The organism is Ruegeria sp. AB6, assembly GCF_056542685.1.
Map to the genome: position 1 here is coordinate 63795 of NZ_JBQGAD010000004.1, position 23106 is coordinate 86900.

The following is a 23106-nucleotide window of genomic DNA, read 5'->3' on the forward strand; positions in this document are numbered from 1 at the left end:
GTGTGTCCGCGCGTCAGACGAAGAACTGCGCGCCGTTGGCAGAGATGGTCGAGCCGTTGATGAACTGACTGTCATCCGAGGCAAGGAAGGCCACGCAACGGGCGATCTCCTCGGGCTCGCCCAGCCGTCCCGCCGGGATTTGTGCAATGATCGACTCGCGCACCTTCTCGGGTACGGCCATGACCATCTCGGTTGCGATATATCCGGGGCAGATCGCGTTGGCGGTGATGCCAGCCCGCGCGCCCTCTTGCGCCAGAGATTTGACGATACCCAGATCGCCCGCCTTGGTTGCGGCATAGTTCACTTGCGCGAACTGACCTTTCTGACCGTTGATCGAACTGATGACGATGATACGGCCAAACTTGCGCTCGCGCATACCGGGCCAGATTGGATGAACGGTGTTGAACACACCGGTCAAGTTGGTGTCGATCACGTCTTTCCACTGGTCCGGGGTCATCTTGTGGAATGGTGCGTCGCGAGTGATGCCTGCATTGGCCACGACAACGTCAATGGGTCCGAGGTCCGCTTCGACTTGCGCGATACCTGCGGCCGAGGCTTCGTAATCGGCAACATTCCACTTGTAAGTCTTGATACCTGTCTCGGCGGTGAAGGCGGCGGCCTTTTCATCGTTGCCTGCATAAGTCGCGGCCACATTATATCCTTCAGCCTTCAACTTTCTGGAAATCGCTTCGCCGATACCCCGGCTACCACCGGTTACAAGTGCAGTACGTGTCATTTTTAATCCCTCCAATTAGTCAGAAACTTTGACCTAACTCACTTTGTTACGTAGCGTAATTTTCAGCGTACGGATAGGCCTGAGCGGAATACCAGCTATGCGTCTCAGGAAAAGTTTAACATTAAACTATCTGAAAAACGCCACGCATAGCCTTAGGCGATTTACTTGATCCCTTCGCCATAGTTGCGGGATTTTGACATCTTGCCGATCCCCGGATTGAAAGAGTTTGTCGGATCGCAACACGTGTAATGCGCCGCAAGGTCGGGTTTGGCCTTATAGAGATGCCCGACATTATGTTCCGCCGGATATTCAGCACCACGTGCGTCGAACAGCTTCAGCATCGCAGCCTTCAGTGCTTTGGGATCCGCCCCTTTGCGCACCACATAGTCCTGGTGCATCACGTGACACATAAAGTGGCCATAGTAGAGTTTGTGAACAATCTGATCGCTGATCTCGGGCGGCAAAACCTCAAGCCAATCACGATCATTGCGGCGCAGGGCTACGTCCAGCGCGATGATGTCCTCGACCTCATCTGCGTGAATCGCCATGTAGCGCACCGCAGCACCAGCGGCTGCAAACCGGTGCAGGCCCGCGATCTTAGCTTCGCGTGGCGTGCATTCGAAGAAACCTGCATCGCGTCCTTCGAAGAAGCCGGGCAACCAGTCGCGGATCGCCTCGATGCCATCGTCCTTCATCTTCAGGATCAGATGATGTTCAAAGGCGTCTCGGTATTCGATCATCCTCTTGGGCAGGACCTGCGGCAGGAGGCTGACTGCGGCCTGCACGAACCGGTCGGTGAAATTGCGCAAAAACGGGATGCGCCGCAAACGTGCATCAACTGCGCCCTTCAACGCAAAGAACATCGGCAAGCGATCTGTGCCCAACTTGTCGATCATCCACACCGTGTCCCTACCGTAGGTCTTAGTGATGTCGAACACGTCGCGCTGCATGTACTCGGCCGAGACTGGCAGGGACGCGAATTGCGACAGGATATGCCGGCGCAACTCGGCCAGATCGTCTGGAGAGTTGGTTCCGATATAAAAAACCTGTTCGGCCTCGTTCTTGGCGAAAGTGTCCAGACGTACGGCAAACACAGCCATTTTTCCGGCTGAACCCGCAGATTCAAACAGCTTCGCCTTATCCGCATTGTAACGCGCAGGCGTTTCAGCATCCACGTCGCGCACGATTTGCGCGTAGTCACTGGCCGAGGCGCGTTTATTCGTGGCCCCCGGATTGCGCTCGAACTGACCAGTATCGAGATTTGACAGGATCTGTTCCGGCGTTTCACCCAGATCAATGCCCAAGTGGTTGACCAGCTCTAACGTTCCGTCTGCGGTGATGCGGGCATAGACCGACAGTTCGGTGTAAACCGGCCCGCGTTCAACCAGTGAACCGCCCGAATTGTTGCAGACCCCACCCACAATCGACGCCCCGATGCACGAGGATCCGATCACCGAGTGCGGCTCGCGCCCCAGCGGGGTCAGCAGCTTTTCCAAGGCAAAAAGTGTGGCACCCGGAAAGCTGACGACTTGTTCGCCGTTGTTCAGCGGCACCAGAGTATCCATGCGGCGGGTGTTGATCAGAACCACATCGCGGTCATAGCGGCCTGAGGGTGTTGACCCTTCGGTCAGGCCCGTATTGGCGGCCTGCATGATGACGATCTTGTCGGCTGCAACACAGGATTGTAGCACCTTCCACTGTTCCAGCAGGGTGCCGGGTTGTACGACGCACAGCGCCTCGCCTTCACCCGACCTGAACCCACGGCGGAACCGCTCGGTGGCGCGTGCGCCGGTCAGCACATGGCGTGACCCGACGATTGCGCGGAAGTCGGATATGAGGGCATCGTTGGTCATGCCGCGTTCCGATGCGCCTGTCCCTGAACCGTCACCGGGTCGCGAAACCGCAGATTGGCGCGCGACAGTTGATCAACTCGCGTGACGCCCATCAGCTTCATGTCGCGTTCGATCTCGGCCCGCATCAGCCCCAACGCGCGTTCGACACCGGGCTGACCGGCAGCGGCCAGCGGATACAGATAGTGCCGTCCGACACCAACCGCTTTGGCCCCCAGAGACAGCGCCTTCAGCACATGGGTGCCGCGTTGAATGCCGCTGTCCATCATCACGTCCAGCTTGTCACCCACCGCATCCACGATCTCGGCCAGTTGGTCGAAAGGTGTGCGCGAGCCGTCCAGCTGACGTCCGCCATGGTTCGACAGGATGATCCCGGTGCAGCCGATCTCGGCCGCGCGGCGGGCGTCCTCGACGGTCATGATCCCCTTAAGGCAGAACTGACCGTCCCATTCGCGCACCATCTGGGCCACATCGTCCCAGTTCATCGACGGGTCCAGCATTTCGGTGAAATAGCCGCCGATGGAACTAGCCCCGCCGCTCATGTCCACGTGTTCATCCAGTTGCGGCAGGCGGAATTTCTCGTGCGCGACATAGTTGATGCCCCACATCGGTTTGATCGCAAACTGGATCATGCCGCCCAGCGTTAGCCGGAACGGGATCGAGAACCCCGTGCGTAGGTCACGTTCGCGATTGCCGCCGGTGATGCTGTCTACGGTCAACATCATCACCTCGACACCCGCCTCTTTGGCGCGCTGCATCATGGCCGAGTTCAGGCCCCGGTCTTTGTGGAAGTAGAACTGATAGACCTGCGGGTTTTTGTGTTTCTGGCGTAGTTCCTCCAGCGAAACGGTGCCCAGCGAGGATACGCCGAACATGGTCCCGTATTTCTCGGCCGCCGCCGCCACGGCGCGCTCGCCCTGATGGTGGAACAGGCGCTGCAGTGCGGTGGGAGAGCAATAGATCGGCATGTCCAGCTTTTGCCCCATGACGGTGACGGACATGTCCACGTCTTTGACCCCGCGCAACACCGATGGCAGCAGATCGCAGCGATCAAAGGCGTTGGTGTTCTCGCGATACGTCACCTCATCATCCGCGCCACCGTCGATATAGTTGAAGATCGGTCCCGGCAGGCGGCGCTTGGCCAGTTGGCGGAAATCGCGGAAGTTATGGCAATCGGTCAGACGCATGTCTCTTCCTCCTATCAATACGCGACGGATGGCAGCCAGGTGGCCAATGTGGGCCACAGGAAGACCAACGCTAGCCCGGTCAGTTGCAGCAGGACAAACGGGATGATGCCCTTGTAGATGTCGGTCAGTTTAATCTCTGGTGGGCAAACGCCCTTGAGATAGAACAAGGCAAAGCCAACCGGAGGTGTCAGGAAACTGGTTTGCAACGTGACTGCCACTAGGATCACGAACCAGACCAGCGCGGGTTCGTCCAAGACGCCAAAGCCGGGGATGTCGATGCCCAGCCCATTCACGATCGGGCGCATCAGGGGCAGGACGATCAGGGTGATTTCGATCCAGTCCAGTACAAAGCCCAGCAGGAAAACGATGAACAGGATGAACAGCACCGTGCCACTTGCACCGAACCCGGTGGATTGCACCACATGTTCGATCAACTCATCGCCGCCGAGTTCGCGCAGCACATAAGAGAACACGGTCGCGCCCAGGAAGATCGCAAAGATATAGGCGGTGGTGTTGAAGGTCGACACCAGCACGTTCCACAGCTTTTGGAAGTTCAGCTTGCGATAGCCCAAGGCCAGCAGGGTCGCACCCAATGCACCGATGCCTGAGGCCTCGGTTGGCGTGGTCAGGCCTGCAAAGATCGAACCCAACACCGCGAGGATCAGCAGCAGCGTCGGGATGACAGCGATCAACACGTCTTTGACGGCTGCCCAATCGGGGGCCGTAGCGCCCTCGGGGACAGGGGCCGCGTCGCGTTTCACCAGCGCCAAGATGAAGATGTAAGTCAGGTAGAGGCCACCAATGATCACTCCGGGGAAGACGGCGGCCATGAACAAATCACCCACCGACAGGGCCATCTGGTCGGCCATAATGACCAGCATGATCGAGGGCGGGATTAGAATACCCAGCGTGCCCGACGCGGAAACGACGCCCGCCGCCAGCGTAGGTTGATATTTCTGCTGCATCATTGAGGGCAGCGAGAGCACGCCCAGCAACACGACAGACGCACCAATGATCCCGGTTGAAGCCGCAAGGATGATCCCGATCAGGGTCACGGTGATCGCCAAACCTCCGCGCACTGTGCCAAAGAGGCGCTGCATCGAAGACATCAGGCGCTCGGCCACGCCGGATTCGTCCAGCATCAGACCCATGAAGATAAACATCGGCAAGGCGACCAGAACCGCATTGGACATGGTCGCGTAGACCCGGTTCACCACCGCACCCAGCGTCAGATAATCCAGCCCGGTAAAGGTGCTTTCCAGCCCCGTCCACAGCATCAGGTCGTTGTCGAACAAATAAGCCAGCCCGCAATAAGCGACACCGACACCCGCCAGCACCCATGCAACCGGATAGCCGGTGAAGAGCAGCGCGATGAAGGTCAGGAACATGGCGATGACCAGCTTTTCTTCGGTGGTCTCCACCAGGAAGGTCAGGCCAACGCAGACGGCGGCAAAGACGGCCAGTACCAGCAGAATGCGGCGCAGGGAAGCGCCCTCACGTTCGCTTTCGGGGCCGTAGATCAGCGCGTGGCCGTCATGGATCAGCCGAGCGAGGGCGGCCAGCGCCAGCAGCACGAAGCTGATCGGAATGACGGCCTTGAACGCCCACCGTGCCGGCAAGCCAGTCGGGCTGTCAGAGCGTTCGTTGACGCGGAAGCTTTCGTAGAAATATTCAAACCCCTGGTCGATCATCAGATAGATGAACGGGGTCAGCAGGGTCAGGATGCCGATGACTTCGATTACTCGCTGGGCGCGTCGGGAAAGCTGCATATGCAGCACGTCCACACGCACATGGCTGTCGGTGATCAGGGCATAGGAAATGCCGATCATCGTGACGATGCCGTAGAAATGCCACTGGATCTCATCCAGCTTGGGATAGTTCTGGCTGAAAAGGTAGCGCAGCGAAACCTGTGAAAAGATCGCTGCCATCAGCAGCACATTCGCCCACATCACGACATGCCCAACAGCCTTTACGCTCGAGTCGATGGCAACGGCAATTTTCTGGCGGTCTGTATCGGGGTGCTCCAGGAGGCCTTCATAGGCTTCGACCGGATCATTGAGGTCTTTAGGCGTGGCCATGTGTAATCCTCGCTCGGTTGACCGGCTTAACCGCGGTCAAGGGATTGCAGGTATAAATCCTGAGAGAACCAGGGCGGCAGAGGAAGGCCGCCGCCCCGGCAGCGTCAGCAATTCAGCTTACTGACGGGGGAGGAACGCGTTGGTTTTCCACAGGTCATAGCCATCGCGGAACTGGGTCATGTCATCCATGACCTTGGCAAAGAAGGCGTCGTTCGCAGCCTCTTCCGCTGCAACCTCTTCCCAGGTCGCGCGGAACGTGTCCAACATCTCGGGCGACCACTGCTTGATGGTGACACCGTTGTTTTCAACGTTGTCGATCAGTGCGGCGTGCTGAATAGCCTCACCTTCGGCAAAGCTGTCAGTCATCGAGGCCTTACAGGCATTTTCGATGATCGCTTTGTGCTGCTCGCTGGCTTCGTTCCAAACGTCCTTGTTGATCATCAGCTCAAACACAGTCGCCTGCTGGTGCCAGCCGGGGAAGTAGTTGTACTTGACCAGCTTGTGGAAGCCCAGACGGGCGTCAATTGCAGGCATCGAGAATTCGGTCGCGTCAATCGCGCCTTTTTCCAGCGCCGGGAAGATCTCACCACCGGGCAGCAGCGAAGTGGCAACGCCCAGTTTCTGCATGACTTTGCCGCCCAGACCAAAGAAGCGCATCTTCAGGCCGTTCAGGTCTTCGGGTCTGTTGATCTCGGATGCAAACCAGCCTGATGTTTCAGGCGCGATAACGGCGCAGGGGATGACGTGGACGTTATAGCCCGCCTGGTCATACATTTCCTGATACAGCGACATACCGTTGCCATAGTAGAGCCACGCCATATATTCGCCGGCTTCGGGGCCGAAAGGTACCGCCGAGAACAGCGGTGCAGCCGGGATTTTACCCGCCCAGTAGCCGGCGGTTGTGTAGCCCGAGTTGATCTTGCCAGTCGACACCGCGTCCAGAATTTCAAACGGCGGGACCAGTTTGCCGGGTTCATAGACCTTCATCTTCAACGTGCCGCCCGACATCAGCTCAAGCTGTTCGGCCACGCGCGGAATAGGCGAGCCCAGACCGGGCAATTCGGTCGAGAATGCGATCGGGGTTTTCAACAGCAACTTATCAGCGGCAAGCGCGGGTGCAGCCATCAGGCTGGCAGCAACCGCAAGGCTCGTCAGGGTCTTTTTCATGAATTCTCCTCCGGGATGTTTCGGACGCAACGTCCAATCAATCTGTGACGCAAGGTTGTCTGGCGCCTTGAGTGGTCAATAAAGTTTACCATAGCACTCAGTCAACAACTTTATTTACCACTGGTTTGATCACGCAACTGCCCATCGGTTTGAAATTTTTCGCAACTGGAAAGAGTGCAAGAGCACCTGACTTCAGTTTCTTTGCGATTTTTCTTTTTCAAAACAGTGAAAAGTGTACTTTCCGGGAATACAACCTGGCGGCAAATATTAAGTTGAATAGTAAGGATTCAAAGGTTAACTTATTTTACCAAATGCTATGTACAGGACCCTGATCAGAAAGGCGGCCCGACATGACCCCAACTGCGATTTTTGAACCGATTGGCCACGAATCACTGGCAGACGCGGTGGTTGCGCAGATTGAAGATCTGATTGCCTCGGGCGTGTTGAAACAGGGTCGCAAGCTACCATCCGAGCGAGAGCTGGCCGAAATGCTGCGGGTTTCACGCCCAAAACTGCGCGAAGCGCTGCATACGTTGGAAGAACGCGGTCTTGTCACCACGCAGCACGGAGAAGGCACTTTTGTCGCCGCCCTGACCGGAAGCGCCATGTTGCCTGCTTTGCTGGCGCTCTATGAACGGCACGAACCGGCATTTTTTGATTATCTGGAATACCGCCGCGAACAGGAAGGGTTTGCCGCCCGTCTGGCCGCGCGTCGTGCAACCTCGGCAGACAAGGAGCGGATCTCTGAAATCCTGGCCGAGGATGAACGCGCTTGGCGTGAAGGGGATGCTCTGGCTTCGCGAGAGGCGGATTTCGCGCTGCACGCAGCCATTGTCGACGCAAGCCAGAACGCAACGTTGATCCACATGATGGCGTCAATTTATGAACTGACCCGCCAAGGCGTCTTTTACAATCGCGATTTTCTGAAAACCATCGACGGAACCGGCAAACAGTTGATGGAACAGCATCGCGAACTGGGGCAGGCCGTCATAGACGGCGACGAAACCCGTGCACAGAAAGCCGCGCACGATCACATCGATTTCGTCGAGGAATCCTTCAAACTCGGTCTGGAAAGGCGGCGTCGAGAAGCCATGGCGGAAAAAAGGCGCATCTTGTCGAACTCGATGTCGAAGTAGCGATCTGCAACCTGTCAGACGCCCACGTTGCAGATCAACTCGTCACCGGCAAGGTGATCGATCAAAGCACGGACTCGGGTGGTAAGGCGGCGGTTCTGAGGGAACAAGGCGGCGACGACATAGGGGGTGACGCGATGGTCGGGGAACAGTTCGACCAATGCACCTGATTGCAGTTCTCTGGCGACCGTATAGGCCGGACATCGCGCGATTGCCGCGCCAGAGACCGCAAGCTGTGCTGACGCGGCCGGAGCATTCGCTTTCAACCGCCCATTCACCTGTACTGCCACATCCTCTCCATCAATACTAAACCGCCACAAGGCGGGTTCGGACATGTTGCCGTCCAGAATGCAATCATGGTTTGCCAACTCCAATGGATGTTGAGGCACGTCAGCACGCGCCAGATACGCGGGCGCCGCACAGATGATCAGGGGCATCGGCCCCAACTGCCGGATCTTTAGCGAGCTATCGCGCATCGGACCGATGCGGACGGCCAGATCTAGCCCTTCCTCTATGATCGATACGCGACGGTCGGATAGTTGCAGATCAATCTCGACCTCGGGATGTAGGGTGGCGAAAGCAGCCAGAGACGGCGCAAGACGGACAGAGCCAAACCCGGTCGGCGCCGAGATTCGAATAACGCCCTGCAAGGATGTCTGGGCATTTCTGACCGTTTCCTCCAACTCGTCAAACCCGTCCAGTAGCGGCTCACACATAGCCAGATAGGTCGCGCCCGCATCAGTCAGAGACACGCTGCGGGTGGTCCGGTTCAGCAGTTGCACCCCCAGCGCGTCCTCCAAATCAGCCACGTATTTGCTGACCAGTCGCGCAGATTTGCCCAACCGCTGGGCGGCGGCAGTGAAAGAGGCGTTCTTGGCCACCAGCGCAAATGCGCGCATTCGGTCTATCTTATCCATGGCTATTGCGCCCTCTCAGGGCTTAATCATCCACCAAAAGTGGCAATTATCATCAACCCGTGCAAGCGTTATCTGTCGCTCCAGTTCACAGTTATTCAATGATCGGAGCCACAACATGTCTAACCCAGTTCGCATTCACCATTTCCCAAAGTCAGGCCATGCTCACCGGGCGCTGGTTTTCGCCAAGCTGGCGGATATCCCGCATGAGGCTGTCTTTGTCGATCTGGTCGCTGGCGCGCATAAGACGCCCGAGTTTCTGGCGATGAACCCCAACGGCCAAGTACCGGTTTTGGAAGATGGCGATGTGGTTGTCTCGGACTCGAATGCAATTCTGGTGTATCTCGCCCGTCAATACGCGCCGGACTGGATGCCCAGCGATGCGGTCGGGGAAGCTGAAGTCCAGAAATGGCTGACCCTGGCTGCGGGCGAAATCGCCTTTGGCTCATGCGCGGCGCGCTTGATTACTGTCTTTGGCGCCCCGCTGGACGTTGACTTCGCGGCAACCACCGCTGCCAAGGCGATGCAAAAGCTGGAAACGGGTCTGGAAGGCCACGATTGGCTGGTCGGGGATCAACCCACCATCGCTGATGTCGCCGCCTATTCCTACACCGCCCATGCGCCCGAGGGGAATGTCTCGCTTGAACCCTATCCGAACGTGCGCGCTTGGATTGCCCGATTCGAGGCGCTGAACGGGTTCGAAGCCATGCCCGCAACCGCCGCTGGCCTTGTGGCCTGAACCAAACCCGCCCCAAGGTCGGCATGTCTGGCCTTGGGACTTTTGGCAACCGAAGGGATCAGGACGATGACCGATGCCGCAACTCCGTTCCACGCAGGCGAACTTGCCGCGCAGCAACGCGCGGGCGTTGGCTATATCGCCACAAAAGGCGCGCCTTTCATCCGAGAGTTCATGCCCGACCAGCACCGCACCTTTTATCAGGCGCAACCCTTTCTGGTTGCTGCGTCCGCAGACACAAAAGGCCGGGTCTGGGCGAGTATTATCGAAGGGCGCGATGGCTTTGTCCGGTCCCCTGACGCCCACACAATAACCTTGGACACAACCCCGGATCCATTCGACCCGCTGGCGCAGACACTGACAGCCGGAGCCGATATTGGCGTGGTCGGAATCGAGCTTGCAACAAGGCGACGCAACCGGTTCAGCGGCAGAACGCGGCCAACCGATAGTGGGCTCGCCATAGATATCCGTCAGACATTCGGCAACTGCCCCCAATATATCAACGAACGGGACTGGTGGCGGGTTCAACCCAACCAGCCCGTCCGGCCACTAACATCGGAAAGCCTCAATTCCGCACAGATCAAGCGGATTGAAGCCGCCGACACTTTGTTCATTGGCTCTGGTCAGCAAGGACAACAAGGGGCGGCCTCGAACGGGTATGATGCGTCTCACAGGGGGGGCGAGCCGGGATTTGTTCGCGTGATCAGCCCAAACCGTCTGCGCATCCCCGATTACTCGGGCAACAACTTTTTCAATACGATTGGCAACTTGCTCCAGGACCCTCGCGTCGGGTTGCTGTTTGTCGATTTCGAAACCGGTGGACTGTTGCATCTGACCGGGCGCGCCACGATTGACTGGTCTCCCGAAGAAGCGCGCGATCCGAACATTCTGCGCATGATAGAAGTCGAGTTCGACGCCGTGATCGACCGGCCCGAGGCGCTGACGCTCAGATGGTCAGCGCAACCGACACCATCCCGGAAATTGCTCGTCACCAACAAGGTTGTCGAGGCTGAGGGGATCACGTCCTTCCATCTTGCGGCAACCGACGGCGATCCGCTGAAGTTGTTTCAAGGCGGTCAGCACCTGCCCATCGCATTGGATATCCCGTCGCATGACAAAAAGGTCCGCCGCACCTATTCCCTGTCAGGAACAGCAGGAGGCGGCCACTACCGGATAACTGTCAAACGCGAGGCCAGTGGTGTCGCCTCACGTTTCTTGCATGATAACGTGGCCATCGGAGATGTTGTCGAAGCCAAGCCGCCCACCGGGGATTTCATCATTCCCCAAGGTGATGCGCCTTTGGTTCTGGTCAGCGCAGGCGTCGGTTTAACGCCGATGCTGGCAATACTGCACCAGCTCGCGGGGCAGGGGAGTCAACGCCCGGTCTGGTTCGTACATGCCGCGCGCAACGGGCGCCACCACGCCATGGCGGACGAGGTTGCACAGCTTGTGGCTACAAACCGCACCCTTAGAAAACGCATCTTCTACAGCACACCCGACAGCACAGACCAGCTGGGACAGGACTTTGACGCGACAGGTCGGATTTCGGCCACCGACCTTCTGGCGTTGGGTGTCGGACGCGATGCCCACTACATGCTGTGCGGCCCATCTGGGTTTGTAACCGATCTGAAATCGGGGCTTGAGAACGCGGACGTGCCGCCCGACCGAGTTCTGTTTGAGGTTTTTGGAACGACTAAATCATAGCTGTGAGAAAGCTATTTTGAATTTCGAACCCGGTATCAAAGGGTAGACAACCTCTTGTTGCGCAGCCTAACTTTTGGGAATTCGCAAAGGTAATGTGGTCGATCCCGGGTTCGACCCGCAGGATCGAAGGAGCGGGCCATTTCAGACGGAAACGCCAACGCAGCCGAAAATCGGTTCGTCCATCTTTCGACCCAAAAATTCCGCCCCAAGGAAAAGTTTGAATTCTGGCGCAGCCTGCACCCGTGGATTTCTATGGACGCGTCGGACCGATCGCGCGAGGCCAACTACAAAGGCCAGCTTTCCTATTTTGGCGCGCCCTCGGGCGCGACCTTCGGATTTACCCGTTCAGACGATACGACCACTTATTTCGGTCAACCGACGGGGGACTATTTGGTTCTTAGCTCGACAATTTCCGGGGCCGTTCGTCTTGAGACTAAGGATGGCGACGGCCAGACGGTAACGGCGGGGTCGAACCTGGTTGTTCTGGACGGTTCAGTCCCAGTTTCAACCCGCACACGAGATCATTCGCATGTCTACATGACCCTTCCGATGGAGCTGATCCGAGATCGGTTAGGGGGCGAGGTCCGTCCCGCGGGCAGGGGGGTTGCCCAAATGGCACCCAATGGGTTGGCCCCCTTCCTGGAAAGTCAGTTGCATATGATGGCCAAGGAGTGCACCAAGCTTTCTGAAGTTGAAACTCTGCATCTGATTGACTCGTTGCAAAGCCTGGCTCTGGGGGCCTTGTCGCGCCTGGGTTCTGATCCGCCACCTGCGGGCGCCCCTGCGCAAACGCACGCACTTCATACTGCTGCGACGCGTTACATCGCATTGAATCTTTGGGACGAAAATCTCAGGGCCGACTCGGTCGCGGATGCAATCCAATGTTCCAGATCGTCCCTGTTTCGCGCGTTTCAAGACCACAACGACACGTTCGGCAATCATATCCGTCGCGCAAGATTCGAACTGGCAAAATCCTATTTGGTGAACCAGCCAGACATGCCGATCCAGATCGTGGCCCATCTTTGCGGCTATAAAACCCCGGAATCCTTTGGTCGGTTCTTCCGCGAGCAGGCCGGAATGACAGCATCGGCATATCGAGACAGCGGCGTCTAGACCTTTCCTATCCTAAATTCCTTGATCAGATCTTGGTTCTGACACGTTTTGTCAGGCGATTGAGACGTACTGGCAGGCCAATGTTCTGTCGAGTTGACCTGGCTTGTATATCCTCGTCTTTAACTTGGCACCTTCGGTTGATGTGGCTCTCCGGTCAACTAGCGACAGGTTGCTTCACAGAATGGGGTCGACCGAACACGTTTGAAAATTCCTCGTCAATCTAAGCGATATCGCGTCGAAGTTTTCCCTAATAACGGCTGACGCGATGCCCATCCCCGACTTCTGGCGATCACCTTCATGATCTTGGATCAGTTGCCCTGCAGGCTATGAGCTGGTCCTGATTGAAGTACGCCTTCTGGTCGGGGATGGGGTTTTCATAACTCCTGACTGGCTCTTGCCAAGACCAGATTGGTTTCGATTCAGTTCGCTCGCAATTTAACCAATTTCCCTTGGTTTCAAACTTGGAGACTTAAGCGGAAAACAGTTCTTTTAGCCTGCGATCCAGCGCCCGGTCGTCATCGATCAAAGCGGCAATAGTCGGGCGCGACAAGGCACGGGCTCGATAGGCGTTGAGATTTGGAAAGGCCGAGTGATCAACTTTTGCATGATCCGACAAAACGAAGAACCACGTCAGATAGGCATCCGCCGCCGAAAACCTGTTACCCAACAGATAATCGCGCCCGTTCAAATGATCCTCAATTATCTGAAACCTGAGCGGTGCCAGAGCTCGTACACGATCTTTCACTTCATCCGTGGCTTCCTTGTAGAACACCACACGAAACAGCCCCTTATGCAGTTCCGTCGCGCAGAAAGCCAGCCAGCGCAGCATCTGAAAATACTCCGGGCTGTCAGGCGATATCCGGAAATCATTGTCTTTGGACTGTGCCTGAATCCAGGCAATGACTGCCGAGGTTTCGGTTAGTTTGGTTCCATCGTCAAAGCTGAGAACCGACACTTGCCCCAAGGGGTTCACGTCATAGAGCGAACCACCTGCCGCCAGATTTTTACTGCGCAGGTGCAACGGCTCAATTTCCAGTTCGACACCTGCTTCGGCTGCGGCGAACCGCGCAGCCAATGAACATGTGAATGGGGCATGAAAAAGCGTTGGCATAAACAGGTCCGATCAATTGAATTGGTAAATTACTGCGCTCGGCAGAATAGACTCAAACTTGTCTGCAAGGACAGGCGTAAATACGGGGTCCGAACCTTGAGAAAATCCGCTTTCGTGATCGCCTGAAAGGTTAACTTGACGAGCGTCTTTTTGACGGTTGTAGTGCAAAAATACGAATTTGGATTGGATCGAATTATGCGAATTTTTGTGCCTTTCTGGCGGCCACTTTCTTTCTGGCATTCTCGCTGAGCGCGGCACTTGCCGAAACTCAAGCGCACACAACCACCTCAGTTCATATGCGCGCAGGGCCAGGCACAAACTATCCCGTGGTGGCTACATTACCGAAAGACGCAACGATCGAGCTTTATGGCTGTCAACCGGGCTATACTTGGTGCGACGTCTCCTGGAATTCGGCGCGCGGCTGGATCGCTTCGAACTACATTTTGGTTGATAGCGAGGGACAGACCAAGGTGATGAACCCCGTCATCGCAGCCGCATTGGGAATTGCCATTGCAGAGTTCAGCCAGGCCTATTGGGAAAACCACTATCAAGCCTATCCCTGGTTTGCGTATTGGAACCGCTACTACCATCCTTATCACCCAGTCCCCGGGCCGTATTGCTACCATTCACCACAAGACCCAGCCTGTCACTATCCACCGCATGATCCGAACCGGCTGTATCAGCCTGAACCGCATCATCCCTTCAATGGAAACGGATACTACCATTTTCACCGCCACTGACTGACACGGGTATTGTCGCTGAGAGCCTAAGGATAAGATCAGTAAGGTCGTGTTCAGCTGTTTGACCAGTGAACTTTTTTGTTGGCGTTAAATAACACACTGTTTTTAACATAACATGGATTACAAGATCTACTACTGAAGCAAGGCGCGCTAACGAGACATGCGTCTCCTTTCATAAGATAACGAGTTAGAGAGGTAAAATTCCTTGGATTGAACCCGTCTCCGCGACGCCGTCTGTGCGTCTCAGTTTCGGAACGGCCCAGAAGTTCAAAGGCCAAACACATCCATGGCGTTCTTACCCGCCTTGAGCCCTGCGACCCATTCCGCTTCTTTGCCGATTTTGTCCTTCACGTCGGATAGAAGATCACGGGCAGCAACCGGAGAAAGGACCACAAGTCCGTCACGGTCACCCAAAATCAGGTCACCCGAAGCTATTTTGCATCCGCCGAAAGAGGCTGATGCATTGATTTCTCCATCGTTAGCGCTGGTGGGGCCACGGGGCGTAATGCTTCGGGCGAAGACAGGAAAATCCTCCCATGAACCCAGCGTGTCTATGTCACGTACGGCCCCATCTACAACAACCCCTTTGCAGCCGAGGTCCCTCAGGTGCCCGCCCAGAATTTCACCTATCATGGCGAATTCGGTTTCACCGTTGGCGGCAATCACAACAACTTCGCCGGGCTTTGCATGGTCTAAAACGTGAATGACGGCCCCGAAATCAGGTGGCGAAACCGAGACAGTCCGGGCCCGCCCCAGCAGATGCAGCGGTCCGGCACCCAAGGTTCTTACCTGAATCGCCGGATCGATCAGACAGGATGGCTGCAAGTCGGCCACGATACTGGCGGGCACACCCTGCCACGCCTCGACTTGGTCCTGACTTAAGGGAATGTTTTCGGGATGTATGGTTACCGACATTCTTTACCCTTTCTCGGCAAGTTGACGCTGAACAGCTTTCGCCAATCGTTGGACGGCTTCGGTCAGTTTGACCTCGTCGTTTAAGGTGAAATTCAGACGGATCCCCTGCCGGTTTTCCCCATGGGCATCAAAAACGCTGCTGGGCGAAATACAAACCTTTTCGTCCAGCGCAATTTCAAACAAGCGGTCCGTGTCGATACTCTCATCCCGCGCACGAGCCCAGACAAACATGCCGCCTGCGGGCACCTCCCATTCGAACCACTCCGCCAGATAGGAATTCAGAGCCGCACACAGGGCATCTCGACGCCTGCGATACATGTCCAGGACCTGCGATTGTGTTGCCTTGATCAAGTCGGATTTCAGGATTTCATACGAAATACGCTGGGTGATACCGCTTGTGCACATGTCCGACCCTTGTTTGGCAAGTGTCAGTGCGGAGATCATCTCGGGCCTCGCAATCACCCAACCCACGCGTAGACCGGGGGAGATCAGCTTCGACATCGTGCCCAGATAGACGGTGTTGGACAATTCCCCAGTCTGAAGCGCTAGATCAAGCAGGTTCGGGGGCAAAGGACCGTCGTAGCAAAGACTGCCATAGGGATCGTCCTCGACAAGCCATGCCCCGGTTTGACGGGACGCGGCCAGCAAGGTACGACGCGCCTCCAATCCGACCAATCGTCCTGTCGGGTTAGAGAAATTGGGCACAGTATAGGCAAACTTTGCGCCTTTCATGGCTTGAAACGGGTCGAACGCGGCGGCATTCAGATCCATGTTTCGAAAGCGCGGGCGACGGGGTCGCCATGCGTCAAGAGCTCCCAGATAGGTCGGAAACTGCCCCGCAATCAGATCCCCTTCGTTCAGCAAGACCTTTCCCAACAGGTCGAGCGCCTGCATGCCGCTAGTTGTTATCAACACATTTGCGGCAGTCAGTTTTACGTTTTTGGTGGAAAACCGGTGCGCAATGGCATTGCGCAATTCCGGGAGGCCTTCGATCGGACCATATCCCAGTGTCTCGGTCGGGTGGGTCTCAATAACCCTTTGGGCCAGTTTTGCGATCTGGGGACCGGGATAGGTCGCAGGTTCAGGTAGCCCCCCAGCTATGTTGAGCAGACTGGGAATTTGACCGGCCGCGAGAAAAGCTCGTGTGATTTCATTTGTCTCAGACAACCAACCGGCAAAGGCTGCGGGCTCGACAACCGGCTCGCCCACACGTTCCAGTTTGTTTTCCAACTTCACATTAAGTCTCCTGATCGGTTCTTCGGGAGGATAGCCAAAGTCGCGCGCGCTTTCTCGGCGTTCTTCGCTTTTATCCCTGTCAATATTGATGATTTGTGCTAATTTTTAGCATTACAATAGAGGAAAACGTTAATGTTCGACCCGGATAGTATCGACAAGCGCATACTGGCGGAACTACGGCGCGATGGGCGCCTTGCCATAAGTGATCTTGCCGAAATTGTTGGGCTTTCACCGACGCCCTGCGCCCGCCGGGTCAGAAAGCTTGAGCAGGCCGGGATTATTCGCGGGTATCACGCAGACATCTCGCCGGAAAATCTTGGGAAACAAATCTGTGTGCTGATTTCAGTGAAACTGGCGAAACACAACCCAGACGGCCATGCGGTTTTTCAACAAACTGTAAAACAGAGTTCCGAGGTCTCGGAATGCCTGATGGTGACCGGTGCGGCAGATTATATCCTGAAAGCCTGGTTTCCGGATATCGAGGACCTGCGTCTGTTCATTACCACCACGGTTCAAAACCTTCCCGAAGTTGCCGAGACCTCGACAATGTTGGTTGTGGGGCAAACCGATACCGGATTCGAGATGGTGTGATCTATGTGATTGCGCCCTGCAAAACAGTGTCAGCCTACGCGCAAAATGTCACAAGGACGGCAAGGTCAACGCGATCCCTGGGAAGGCGATCAGCAGCACCACAAGCAATAGCGAGCAGAAAATGAACGGGAAGGCCGAGGTATAGATCTCGCGCATCGTAGTGCCTGGTGGGGCGACGCCTTTCATCACGAACAGCAGCAGCCCAAAGGGCGGCGTCGTAAAACTGATTTCCAGCGACAACAACATGATCAGGCCGAACCAAATCGGATCGAACCCGAGCGTTTGGGCCAGCGGGAAAAAGATCGGTACCGTCAGCAGCATGATCGAGATTTGCTCCATGAACATGCCCAGCAGCAGTAGGACGGCGAACATCACCGTCAGCATCGCCAGAGGGGCCAGATCGAACGCAATCGCCCAATTGACCAGCCCTCGGGACGCGCCGGAAAAGGCCAAGAGCTGACTGAACGTCGCCGAACCAAAGACGATCAGGTAAGCCATCAGCGTTACTTTGAGCGCGCCAATGACGGACTTCTTCATCGCCTCCCATGTCAGGCAGCGAAAAACGGCAGCGAGGATCAGTACACCCAATGCCCCGAAAGCCGCCGCCTCGGACGGGGTGACAAAGCCTTTGATCATTAGAACGATGATCACGACCATGACGCCGACCATCGGAACCACCTCGGTCATCAGCAATTTCAGGCGGTACCCCATCGACATCGGTTCGACGTCATAAGCCGGTGCGGCGGTCGGGTCGATCCGGGTCTGCAGCCAGATCGTTCCGATATAGAACCCGGCCAGGATCAGGCCGGGAATGACACCCGCGATCAGCAACGCAGCGACGTCGATCTGCGCCAGCGTGGCCAGCAGAACCGCAAGCGCCGAGGGTGGGATGATGATCGCAAGGCCGCCCGTGCCCAAAATGGGGCCGATGCTCATGTGCGATTTGTAACCACGCCGCTTCATCTCGGGCACCATCAACGACCCCAGCAGCGCGGTGGACCCCATCGACGACCCGGACAAAGTAGAAAAGGCCGTTCCCCCCAGAACAGTCACATAGCTGAGCCGCCCGGGCAATCGGCCAAGCAGCTTGTCGATTGCGTTGAACATTCGCCCACCAAGGCCAGTGTGAAAGAAAATCTCACCCATCAGCAGAAACAGCGGGATGGGCATCAGGGCGTATTTCGTCAACGCCCCCAGCCCGTTGTTGAGCAGCTGTGTCACCCCGCGCTCGCCGCCCATGAATACCCACGCCCCCAGAATATTCGCGGCCAGAAAGGCCAGCGCAACCGGCATTCCGATGGCCATCAGGAACACGATCGAGCCCAACAGCAGGGCAAGGGCCTCGTACCATTCCATTATTCGTGTATCCCTGCTTCGCCGCTGTGCATCAGGTTAGGGCCAAACACAAAGCGTGAAAATTCAATCGCCATCAGCCCAAAGGACAGAGGAAAGGCGATGGTCAGCATCCAGCGGGGGAAGTAGTAGGCGCGCGTATCATAGTCCCCGCGTTCGATATTAGTCAGAACCAGATCGCCCCCCTGCCACGCAAGGATCAGGCAGACCAGCACGCAGGCAGCTGCGACCGAACGGCTGACGATCCGGCGCAGGTGCAATGGCAGAGCAGCCGTAACCAGCTCGATATGTACATGGCCCTTTTCGCGCACCAGCCAGGGAGCGCCCAGCATCGTCATATACAACAGCCCGTATTCGGCCGAGGTGAACAGCCACGCAAAAGGCTGAAGCCCTGCATTGCGCATCAGCACCGAGGTAATAACAGACAGCATAAGCCAGACCAGCAACAGCCCCGCCAGAATGGCCATGCCAAAAAGCATCGCATCATACGCCTTTTTCATGGTCATGCCTGCATTGCCCCAAATTCCGGTCAGGCCCGCAGGGTTTCCGCGGGCCTGTCCTTGGTCTTAGTTTGCTGCGTCGAGATCGTAGAACAACTCGATCAGGCGATCATAGTTGTCGGTTCCACCCGGCTGTTCTGCCATAAGGCCATTCATCCGCTCCCACGTTTTTTCACGCGCAGCGGCAAGGTAGTTCGCCTTGGCTTCACCTTCCAAGCTGACTACGGTCATGCCTGCAGCGTCCAGCGCGGCGAAATCATCATCCCGTTTGCTGCGCAGGGCTTCGACGCTGTTTTTCTCATGCTGGATCGCCACGTCTTGAAGGATCGTCTTGGCCTCATCCGACAGCGAGTTCCAGCGCTCCAGATTCACAATGACGCCCAGATCGGTCGAGAAGAAACAGGGCTCGATCCGGTAGTTCAAAAATTCGTTCCATTTCAGGTCGATCAGACCGATCTGGGTCCAGCCGGTCGCGTCCACGACACCGCGTTGCAGGGCTGAATAGACCTCACCCGTTGGCAAGTCGATTACCTGCGCGCCCAGATAGTTGGTGAAGAACGCATTATACACGTTGTTGCCGCGCAGCTTTAGCCCTTCGACCTCAAGATTGCCATCGGCGTCAAAGCTGGGCTCATTCCGGGTCCAGAGGTTGTAGCAAACACCACTGTCGAACCAGCCGAGATATTTCAGACCCATTTTTTCCTGATGAATCTGATCGATCAGCTCTATCCCGCCATTCTGGCGGGTCTCAATCGCGGTCAGGTTTGAGGCTACCATCGCGTCTTTTTCAGGCAGCGCACCGCCGTAAAAAGAGCCCGGCGTATAAACCATATCGACAATGCCATCGCGCACCGCGTCAGGTTGCTGGAACATGCCGATGGCCTCGGGGCCACCGCGCACGTCAATCTGAATGACACCTTCACCCGCCTCGTTCACTTTATTTACAAAATCCAGAAAGCTCTGGGTGTAGATCAGAGTTTCAGGAAAGGCGTGCACGGCAGAGATTGTTTCTTCCGCTTTGGCTGCTCCGGCAACCATCACGGCTCCGGCGAACAGGCCAGCCAATGAGTTCAGTTTCATGAGTCTTCCTCCACATGTTGTTGGGGCAGTTTTCTGAATGCGCCCCTTGTTTTCGTGGCCTTTTGGCCTGTTGCGTCGTCTTTGCGCGACGTGGCTTATTCGCAAAGTGCAGGCCATGCCCAAGGCGCGGTCTGACTGCGGTGGTGTCGGTGAGCACGGATTGTCTGCGCGTGCTGTTGTGTCAGGTCAATGTCATCCCAGCCATTGATCAGCTTGACGCGCCATCCGTCGTCCAGTTCAAATTTCTCAGTGCGGCCTTCAAAAGTGATCCGGCCTTCGGGCAGGTCAATCGAAAGCTCTGCGGGTGCGTCTGTCAGTGTCTGAATAAGGCGTTCGTGCGTCGAATTGCTTACCCGTGCGGGTAGTAAACCGTTGTTGATTGCATTATTGGCGAAGATGTCGCCAAAGCTGGGCGCAATGACGGCGCGTATCCCAGCATCGACCAGAGCGTATACCGCTGCCTCGCGGGATGAACCGCTACCGAAATTCTGACCTGCTACCAGAATACTGATGTTTTCATGCCGGTTGAGCGGGAAGTCCGGGTGCAATTCTTCATCGGCGGTACGTCGCATATCGTGCAACAGATACCTTCCGTACCCATCGCTACGCGGAACCGACATGAACCGCGCTGGGATCAGTTGATCGGTGTCGATATTGTCAACAGCCAACGCCAGGGCCCGGCCCGTATGCTTGCTCCACCCGGCCATCACGCAGCCCTGCCCTGCAAAAATGGTCGAACATCCGTGATCGTACCCGTCACAGCGGCTGCAGCCACCATCCCCGGAGACATCAGATGCGTACGCGCGCCGCGCCCCTGCCGGCCGCGAAAGTTACGGTTGGTCGACGAAGCGCAGCGCTTGCCCTCGCCTACCAGATCGCCGTTCATTCCGACACACATGGAACAGCCGGATGCGGCCCATTCCAATCCGGCATCTATGAAAACACGGTCCAGCCCTTCCGCTTCGGCGTGTGCTTTGACACGCGCAGATCCCGGCGAGACCAAACCCGGCACTTTCGCACGGCGTCCGGACAAGACCAACGCGGCCTCTCGCAGGTCTTCGATGCGGCCATTTGTACAGGATCCGATGAACACCTGATCCACAGGGATGCCGTCCAACGCGCGCCCCTCTGCCAATCCCATATAGTCCAGCGCATCGCGGGCGGCATTTGCCTTGGCAGGGTCCATCATGTCAGGGTTCGGGATCGATGCTGATATGGGCAGTGCCTGTTCCGGACTTGTGCCCCATGTCACGGTCGGAGCAATGCTGGACGCATCCAGCGCAACATCACGATCGAATAGCGCACCTTCATCTGTGGTTAGGTTTTGCCACGTCCGGCGGGCCGCCTCAAAATCCGGGCCGTCCGGCGCATGATCGCGATTTTCGAGATAGGCAAACGTCACCTCGTCAGGGGCCACCATGCCGAAACGCGCGCCTCCTTCAATGGACAGATTGCACAGGGTCATGCGACCCTCCATGGACAAGTCCCGCACTGTCTGTCCCGCATATTCCACTGCGTGACCTTGCGCACCACCTGTGCCCAGCATCGCAATCCAGTTCAGCGCAATATCCTTGGCCGAGACGCCCGGACCCAATTGACCATTCAGTGTAATCCTCATCGCCTTGGGCTTGCGTTGCCAGACGGTTTGCGTCGCAAGAACATGCGCAACCTCGGTCGCGCCAATCCCGAAAGCCAAAGCCCCAAACGCGCCGTGCGTAGATGTATGGCTGTCTCCGCAATTGATCAGCAGACCCGGCAGTGTCAGCCCAAGTTCCGGCCCGACCACATGCACGATACCCTGTGTCGGATCATCCAGATCGAAAATCCGCAGATTGTGCCGGGCAGCGTTGCTGCGCAACGTCTGGATCATGCGGGCAATCTTTGGATCAGAAATCCGGCCGCGATCGCGCGTCGGCGCATAGTGATCGACAACCGCAAAGGTCAGATCCGGTTCGGCCACGTGCAATCCGCGCTCTGCCAGCTTGGCAAAGGCATGGTGCGAGCCTTCATGCACAAGATGCCGGTCCACCCACAGCAGCGACACGCCATCGTCGCGCCGCAGCACCTCATGCGAGGCCCATAGCTTGTCGAGCATTGTACGCGGGGCGGTCATTCCTCGACCTCGCTGCGGCCGATGGCGGGTTCCCAATGACGGGCTGACCCGGTTCCGACCCGCGCCAGAGGCATCTCAAGGCGGAACATGTCGGGCCGGTAAAGACCAGACAGGTATTCGACCCCATTGCCTTCGACATCCCGCACAATCCGTTTCAACGACAGCAGTGCCGAGCCGACCGCGACGCTCAAAGCCTCGGCCACATCGGGGCCCGCAAGCGTTGCCGACACCGTCTGGTGCGCCTCTTCGATCTGCACGCCACCTCGTTCCAGCAGTTTGAACAACGGTGTCGTGGCAAGATCGCTTTCCGAGTAATTCCGGGCAATTTCAGCAGGAACATATGTTGTCAGGTGAGAAAACGGCACATCGTCTGTCAGGCGGACCCGCGTAGCAATCTGCACCTGCCGGTCGTCCTGAAGACCCATGGCTGTCGCCACCGCCTCGGGCGCTTTCCCATAGGAAAACGACAAGAGCCGGGCCGTCGTGCTTTGGCCCATTTCCACAAGCTGCGGCATCAAGGTGTTGAAGTCCATCGCCGCCCGCGCCCCATGCGGCGACCGGCCCGATACCCGTGTGCCACTGCCCGCGTGCCGTTCGATCAGGCCGTTGCCTGCCAGCGCCTCAAGCGCACGCCGGATGGTTACGCGGGACACGCCGAACTTCTCAGCCAGACGCTGTTCGCCCGGCAGGGTCTCCCCTGCCGACAACTGCCCCTCGGTGATCTGATCGCGCAGAGACAGGTAGACGCGCTGCGCCTTGGTTCCGTCCGGAAGATTGGCCGCTTTGATCTGGTTCACCCGATGATTCCCCTTTCCCAGCACTGGCAATCGTAAGAGGGACACTTATAAA

The 23106-nt window shown here is 57.0% G+C and carries 21 protein-coding genes; 6 read left to right on the plus strand and 15 right to left on the minus strand.

The genetic code is table 11. From position 1 onward, the window contains the following. Window positions 1-13: 13 nt before the first annotated feature. The 5 genes from phbB to ACR0DB_RS10280 form a co-directional block, all read right to left on the minus strand. A complete protein-coding gene (gene phbB, locus ACR0DB_RS10260) occupies window positions 14-736 on the minus strand; it encodes an acetoacetyl-CoA reductase (protein WP_170772146.1) in 723 nt (240 codons plus the stop codon). Window positions 737-897: 161 nt separating this feature from the next. Next, window positions 898-2589 carry a D-lactate dehydrogenase gene (gene dld, locus ACR0DB_RS10265; RefSeq protein WP_480550605.1) on the minus strand — a complete coding sequence of 564 codons (1692 nt, stop codon included), beginning with the start codon at window positions 2587-2589 and terminating at the stop codon, window positions 898-900. Beyond that, window positions 2586-3773, minus strand: coding sequence for an alpha-hydroxy acid oxidase (locus ACR0DB_RS10270; protein ID WP_480550607.1), 1188 nt, complete (start codon window positions 3771-3773; stop codon window positions 2586-2588). The genes dld and ACR0DB_RS10270 overlap by 4 nt, the downstream gene beginning before the upstream one ends. A 14-nt stretch (window positions 3774-3787) precedes the next feature. After that, the gene (locus ACR0DB_RS10275; protein ID WP_480550609.1) at window positions 3788-5851 is read right to left on the minus strand and encodes a TRAP transporter large permease subunit; all 2064 of its coding nucleotides are present in this window, start codon (window positions 5849-5851) and stop codon (window positions 3788-3790) included. 117 nt (window positions 5852-5968) lie between these two features. Continuing rightward, window positions 5969-7018 (minus strand): TRAP transporter substrate-binding protein, encoded by a 1050-nt coding sequence (locus ACR0DB_RS10280; RefSeq protein ID WP_480550611.1) that lies wholly within the window; start codon window positions 7016-7018, stop codon window positions 5969-5971. Window positions 7019-7368: 350 nt separating this feature from the next. Between ACR0DB_RS10280 and ACR0DB_RS10285 the strand changes: the two genes are divergently transcribed. Further along, complete coding sequence (locus ACR0DB_RS10285) at window positions 7369-8154, plus strand: FadR/GntR family transcriptional regulator (RefSeq protein WP_170772135.1); 786 nt, start codon at window positions 7369-7371, stop codon at window positions 8152-8154. Between the two features lie 14 nt (window positions 8155-8168). Here ACR0DB_RS10285 and ACR0DB_RS10290 read toward each other — a convergent pair whose 3' ends face one another. Continuing rightward, the gene (locus ACR0DB_RS10290; RefSeq protein ID WP_480550614.1) at window positions 8169-9068 is read right to left on the minus strand and encodes a LysR family transcriptional regulator; all 900 of its coding nucleotides are present in this window, start codon (window positions 9066-9068) and stop codon (window positions 8169-8171) included. A gap of 115 nt (window positions 9069-9183) precedes the next feature. Between ACR0DB_RS10290 and ACR0DB_RS10295 the strand changes: the two genes are divergently transcribed. The 3 genes from ACR0DB_RS10295 to ACR0DB_RS10305 all read left to right on the plus strand — a co-directional run bounded on the left by ACR0DB_RS10295 (window position 9184) and on the right by ACR0DB_RS10305 (window position 12618). Then, window positions 9184-9804 (plus strand): glutathione S-transferase family protein, encoded by a 621-nt coding sequence (locus ACR0DB_RS10295; RefSeq protein WP_480550616.1) that lies wholly within the window; start codon window positions 9184-9186, stop codon window positions 9802-9804. Between the two features lie 66 nt (window positions 9805-9870). Continuing rightward, window positions 9871-11505: an FAD-binding oxidoreductase gene (locus ACR0DB_RS10300; RefSeq protein ID WP_170783483.1), complete on the plus strand. Its 1635-nt coding sequence runs from the start codon at window positions 9871-9873 to the stop codon at window positions 11503-11505. 252 nt (window positions 11506-11757) lie between these two features. Further along, window positions 11758-12618 carry an AraC family transcriptional regulator gene (locus ACR0DB_RS10305; protein WP_480550618.1) on the plus strand — a complete coding sequence of 287 codons (861 nt, stop codon included), beginning with the start codon at window positions 11758-11760 and terminating at the stop codon, window positions 12616-12618. Between the two features lie 469 nt (window positions 12619-13087). Here ACR0DB_RS10305 and ACR0DB_RS10310 read toward each other — a convergent pair whose 3' ends face one another. After that, on the minus strand, window positions 13088-13729 hold the full coding sequence (locus ACR0DB_RS10310) for a glutathione binding-like protein (RefSeq protein WP_170772125.1): 642 nt from the start codon (window positions 13727-13729) through the stop codon (window positions 13088-13090). 296 nt (window positions 13730-14025) lie between these two features. Between ACR0DB_RS10310 and ACR0DB_RS10315 the strand changes: the two genes are divergently transcribed. Next, on the plus strand, window positions 14026-14469 hold the full coding sequence (locus ACR0DB_RS10315) for an SH3 domain-containing protein (RefSeq protein WP_480550620.1): 444 nt from the start codon (window positions 14026-14028) through the stop codon (window positions 14467-14469). 267 nt (window positions 14470-14736) lie between these two features. Here the strand turns inward: ACR0DB_RS10315 and ACR0DB_RS10320 are convergent, their stop codons facing one another. Beyond that, window positions 14737-15384 (minus strand): RraA family protein, encoded by a 648-nt coding sequence (locus tag ACR0DB_RS10320; protein ID WP_480550622.1) that lies wholly within the window; start codon window positions 15382-15384, stop codon window positions 14737-14739. A 3-nt stretch (window positions 15385-15387) separates the two neighbouring features. Continuing rightward, complete coding sequence (locus tag ACR0DB_RS10325; RefSeq protein ID WP_480550624.1) at window positions 15388-16620, minus strand: aminotransferase-like domain-containing protein; 1233 nt, start codon at window positions 16618-16620, stop codon at window positions 15388-15390. A gap of 132 nt (window positions 16621-16752) precedes the next feature. Here ACR0DB_RS10325 and ACR0DB_RS10330 point away from each other — a divergent pair, with 132 nt between their 5' ends. Beyond that, a complete protein-coding gene (locus ACR0DB_RS10330) occupies window positions 16753-17211 on the plus strand; it encodes an Lrp/AsnC family transcriptional regulator (RefSeq protein WP_480550626.1) in 459 nt (152 codons plus the stop codon). A gap of 48 nt (window positions 17212-17259) precedes the next feature. Here ACR0DB_RS10330 and ACR0DB_RS10335 read toward each other — a convergent pair whose 3' ends face one another. The 6 genes from ACR0DB_RS10335 to ACR0DB_RS10360 all read right to left on the minus strand — a co-directional run bounded on the left by ACR0DB_RS10335 (window position 17260) and on the right by ACR0DB_RS10360 (window position 23054). Continuing rightward, window positions 17260-18567, minus strand: coding sequence for a TRAP transporter large permease (locus ACR0DB_RS10335; RefSeq protein WP_170772117.1), 1308 nt, complete (start codon window positions 18565-18567; stop codon window positions 17260-17262). Next, complete coding sequence (locus ACR0DB_RS10340; RefSeq protein WP_480550628.1) at window positions 18567-19070, minus strand: TRAP transporter small permease; 504 nt, start codon at window positions 19068-19070, stop codon at window positions 18567-18569. Before ACR0DB_RS10340 ends, ACR0DB_RS10335 begins: the two co-directional genes overlap by 1 nt. Before the next feature lie 60 nt (window positions 19071-19130). Continuing rightward, entirely contained in the window at window positions 19131-20144 is a 1014-nt protein-coding gene (gene dctP, locus ACR0DB_RS10345; RefSeq protein ID WP_480550630.1) for a TRAP transporter substrate-binding protein DctP, read from the minus strand. Between the two features lie 95 nt (window positions 20145-20239). Continuing rightward, window positions 20240-20851 (minus strand): 3-isopropylmalate dehydratase small subunit, encoded by a 612-nt coding sequence (gene leuD, locus ACR0DB_RS10350; protein WP_480550632.1) that lies wholly within the window; start codon window positions 20849-20851, stop codon window positions 20240-20242. Next, window positions 20851-22257, minus strand: a complete 1407-nt coding sequence (leuC, locus tag ACR0DB_RS10355) for a 3-isopropylmalate dehydratase large subunit (protein WP_480550634.1) — start codon at window positions 22255-22257, stop codon at window positions 20851-20853. Before leuC ends, leuD begins: the two co-directional genes overlap by 1 nt. Then, window positions 22254-23054, minus strand: a complete 801-nt coding sequence (locus tag ACR0DB_RS10360; RefSeq protein WP_480550636.1) for a GntR family transcriptional regulator — start codon at window positions 23052-23054, stop codon at window positions 22254-22256. The genes leuC and ACR0DB_RS10360 overlap by 4 nt, the downstream gene beginning before the upstream one ends. Between the last annotated feature and the right edge of the window lie 52 nt (window positions 23055-23106).

What these genes read in the sequence shown, in the direction of transcription:
- phbB (WP_170772146.1), bottom strand. Translation starts at nt 736, where the DNA reads ATGACACGTACTGCACTTGTAACCGGTGGTAGCCGGGGTATCGGCGAA.
- dld (WP_480550605.1), bottom strand. Translation starts at nt 2,589, where the DNA reads ATGACCAACGATGCCCTCATATCCGACTTCCGCGCAATCGTCGGGTCA.
- ACR0DB_RS10270 (WP_480550607.1), bottom strand. Translation starts at nt 3,773, where the DNA reads ATGCGTCTGACCGATTGCCATAACTTCCGCGATTTCCGCCAACTGGCC.
- ACR0DB_RS10275 (WP_480550609.1), bottom strand. Translation starts at nt 5,851, where the DNA reads ATGGCCACGCCTAAAGACCTCAATGATCCGGTCGAAGCCTATGAAGGC.
- ACR0DB_RS10280 (WP_480550611.1), bottom strand. Translation starts at nt 7,018, where the DNA reads ATGAAAAAGACCCTGACGAGCCTTGCGGTTGCTGCCAGCCTGATGGCT.
- ACR0DB_RS10285 (WP_170772135.1), top strand. Translation starts at nt 7,369, where the DNA reads ATGACCCCAACTGCGATTTTTGAACCGATTGGCCACGAATCACTGGCA.
- ACR0DB_RS10290 (WP_480550614.1), bottom strand. Translation starts at nt 9,068, where the DNA reads ATGGATAAGATAGACCGAATGCGCGCATTTGCGCTGGTGGCCAAGAAC.
- ACR0DB_RS10295 (WP_480550616.1), top strand. Translation starts at nt 9,184, where the DNA reads ATGTCTAACCCAGTTCGCATTCACCATTTCCCAAAGTCAGGCCATGCT.
- ACR0DB_RS10300 (WP_170783483.1), top strand. Translation starts at nt 9,871, where the DNA reads ATGACCGATGCCGCAACTCCGTTCCACGCAGGCGAACTTGCCGCGCAG.
- ACR0DB_RS10305 (WP_480550618.1), top strand. Translation starts at nt 11,758, where the DNA reads ATGGACGCGTCGGACCGATCGCGCGAGGCCAACTACAAAGGCCAGCTT.
- ACR0DB_RS10310 (WP_170772125.1), bottom strand. Translation starts at nt 13,729, where the DNA reads ATGCCAACGCTTTTTCATGCCCCATTCACATGTTCATTGGCTGCGCGG.
- ACR0DB_RS10315 (WP_480550620.1), top strand. Translation starts at nt 14,026, where the DNA reads ATGCGCGCAGGGCCAGGCACAAACTATCCCGTGGTGGCTACATTACCG.
- ACR0DB_RS10320 (WP_480550622.1), bottom strand. Translation starts at nt 15,384, where the DNA reads ATGTCGGTAACCATACATCCCGAAAACATTCCCTTAAGTCAGGACCAA.
- ACR0DB_RS10330 (WP_480550626.1), top strand. Translation starts at nt 16,753, where the DNA reads ATGTTCGACCCGGATAGTATCGACAAGCGCATACTGGCGGAACTACGG.
- ACR0DB_RS10335 (WP_170772117.1), bottom strand. Translation starts at nt 18,567, where the DNA reads ATGGAATGGTACGAGGCCCTTGCCCTGCTGTTGGGCTCGATCGTGTTC.
- ACR0DB_RS10340 (WP_480550628.1), bottom strand. Translation starts at nt 19,070, where the DNA reads ATGACCATGAAAAAGGCGTATGATGCGATGCTTTTTGGCATGGCCATT.
- dctP (WP_480550630.1), bottom strand. Translation starts at nt 20,144, where the DNA reads ATGAAACTGAACTCATTGGCTGGCCTGTTCGCCGGAGCCGTGATGGTT.
- leuD (WP_480550632.1), bottom strand. Translation starts at nt 20,851, where the DNA reads ATGGCCGGGTGGAGCAAGCATACGGGCCGGGCCCTGGCGTTGGCTGTT.
- leuC (WP_480550634.1), bottom strand. Translation starts at nt 22,257, where the DNA reads ATGACCGCCCCGCGTACAATGCTCGACAAGCTATGGGCCTCGCATGAG.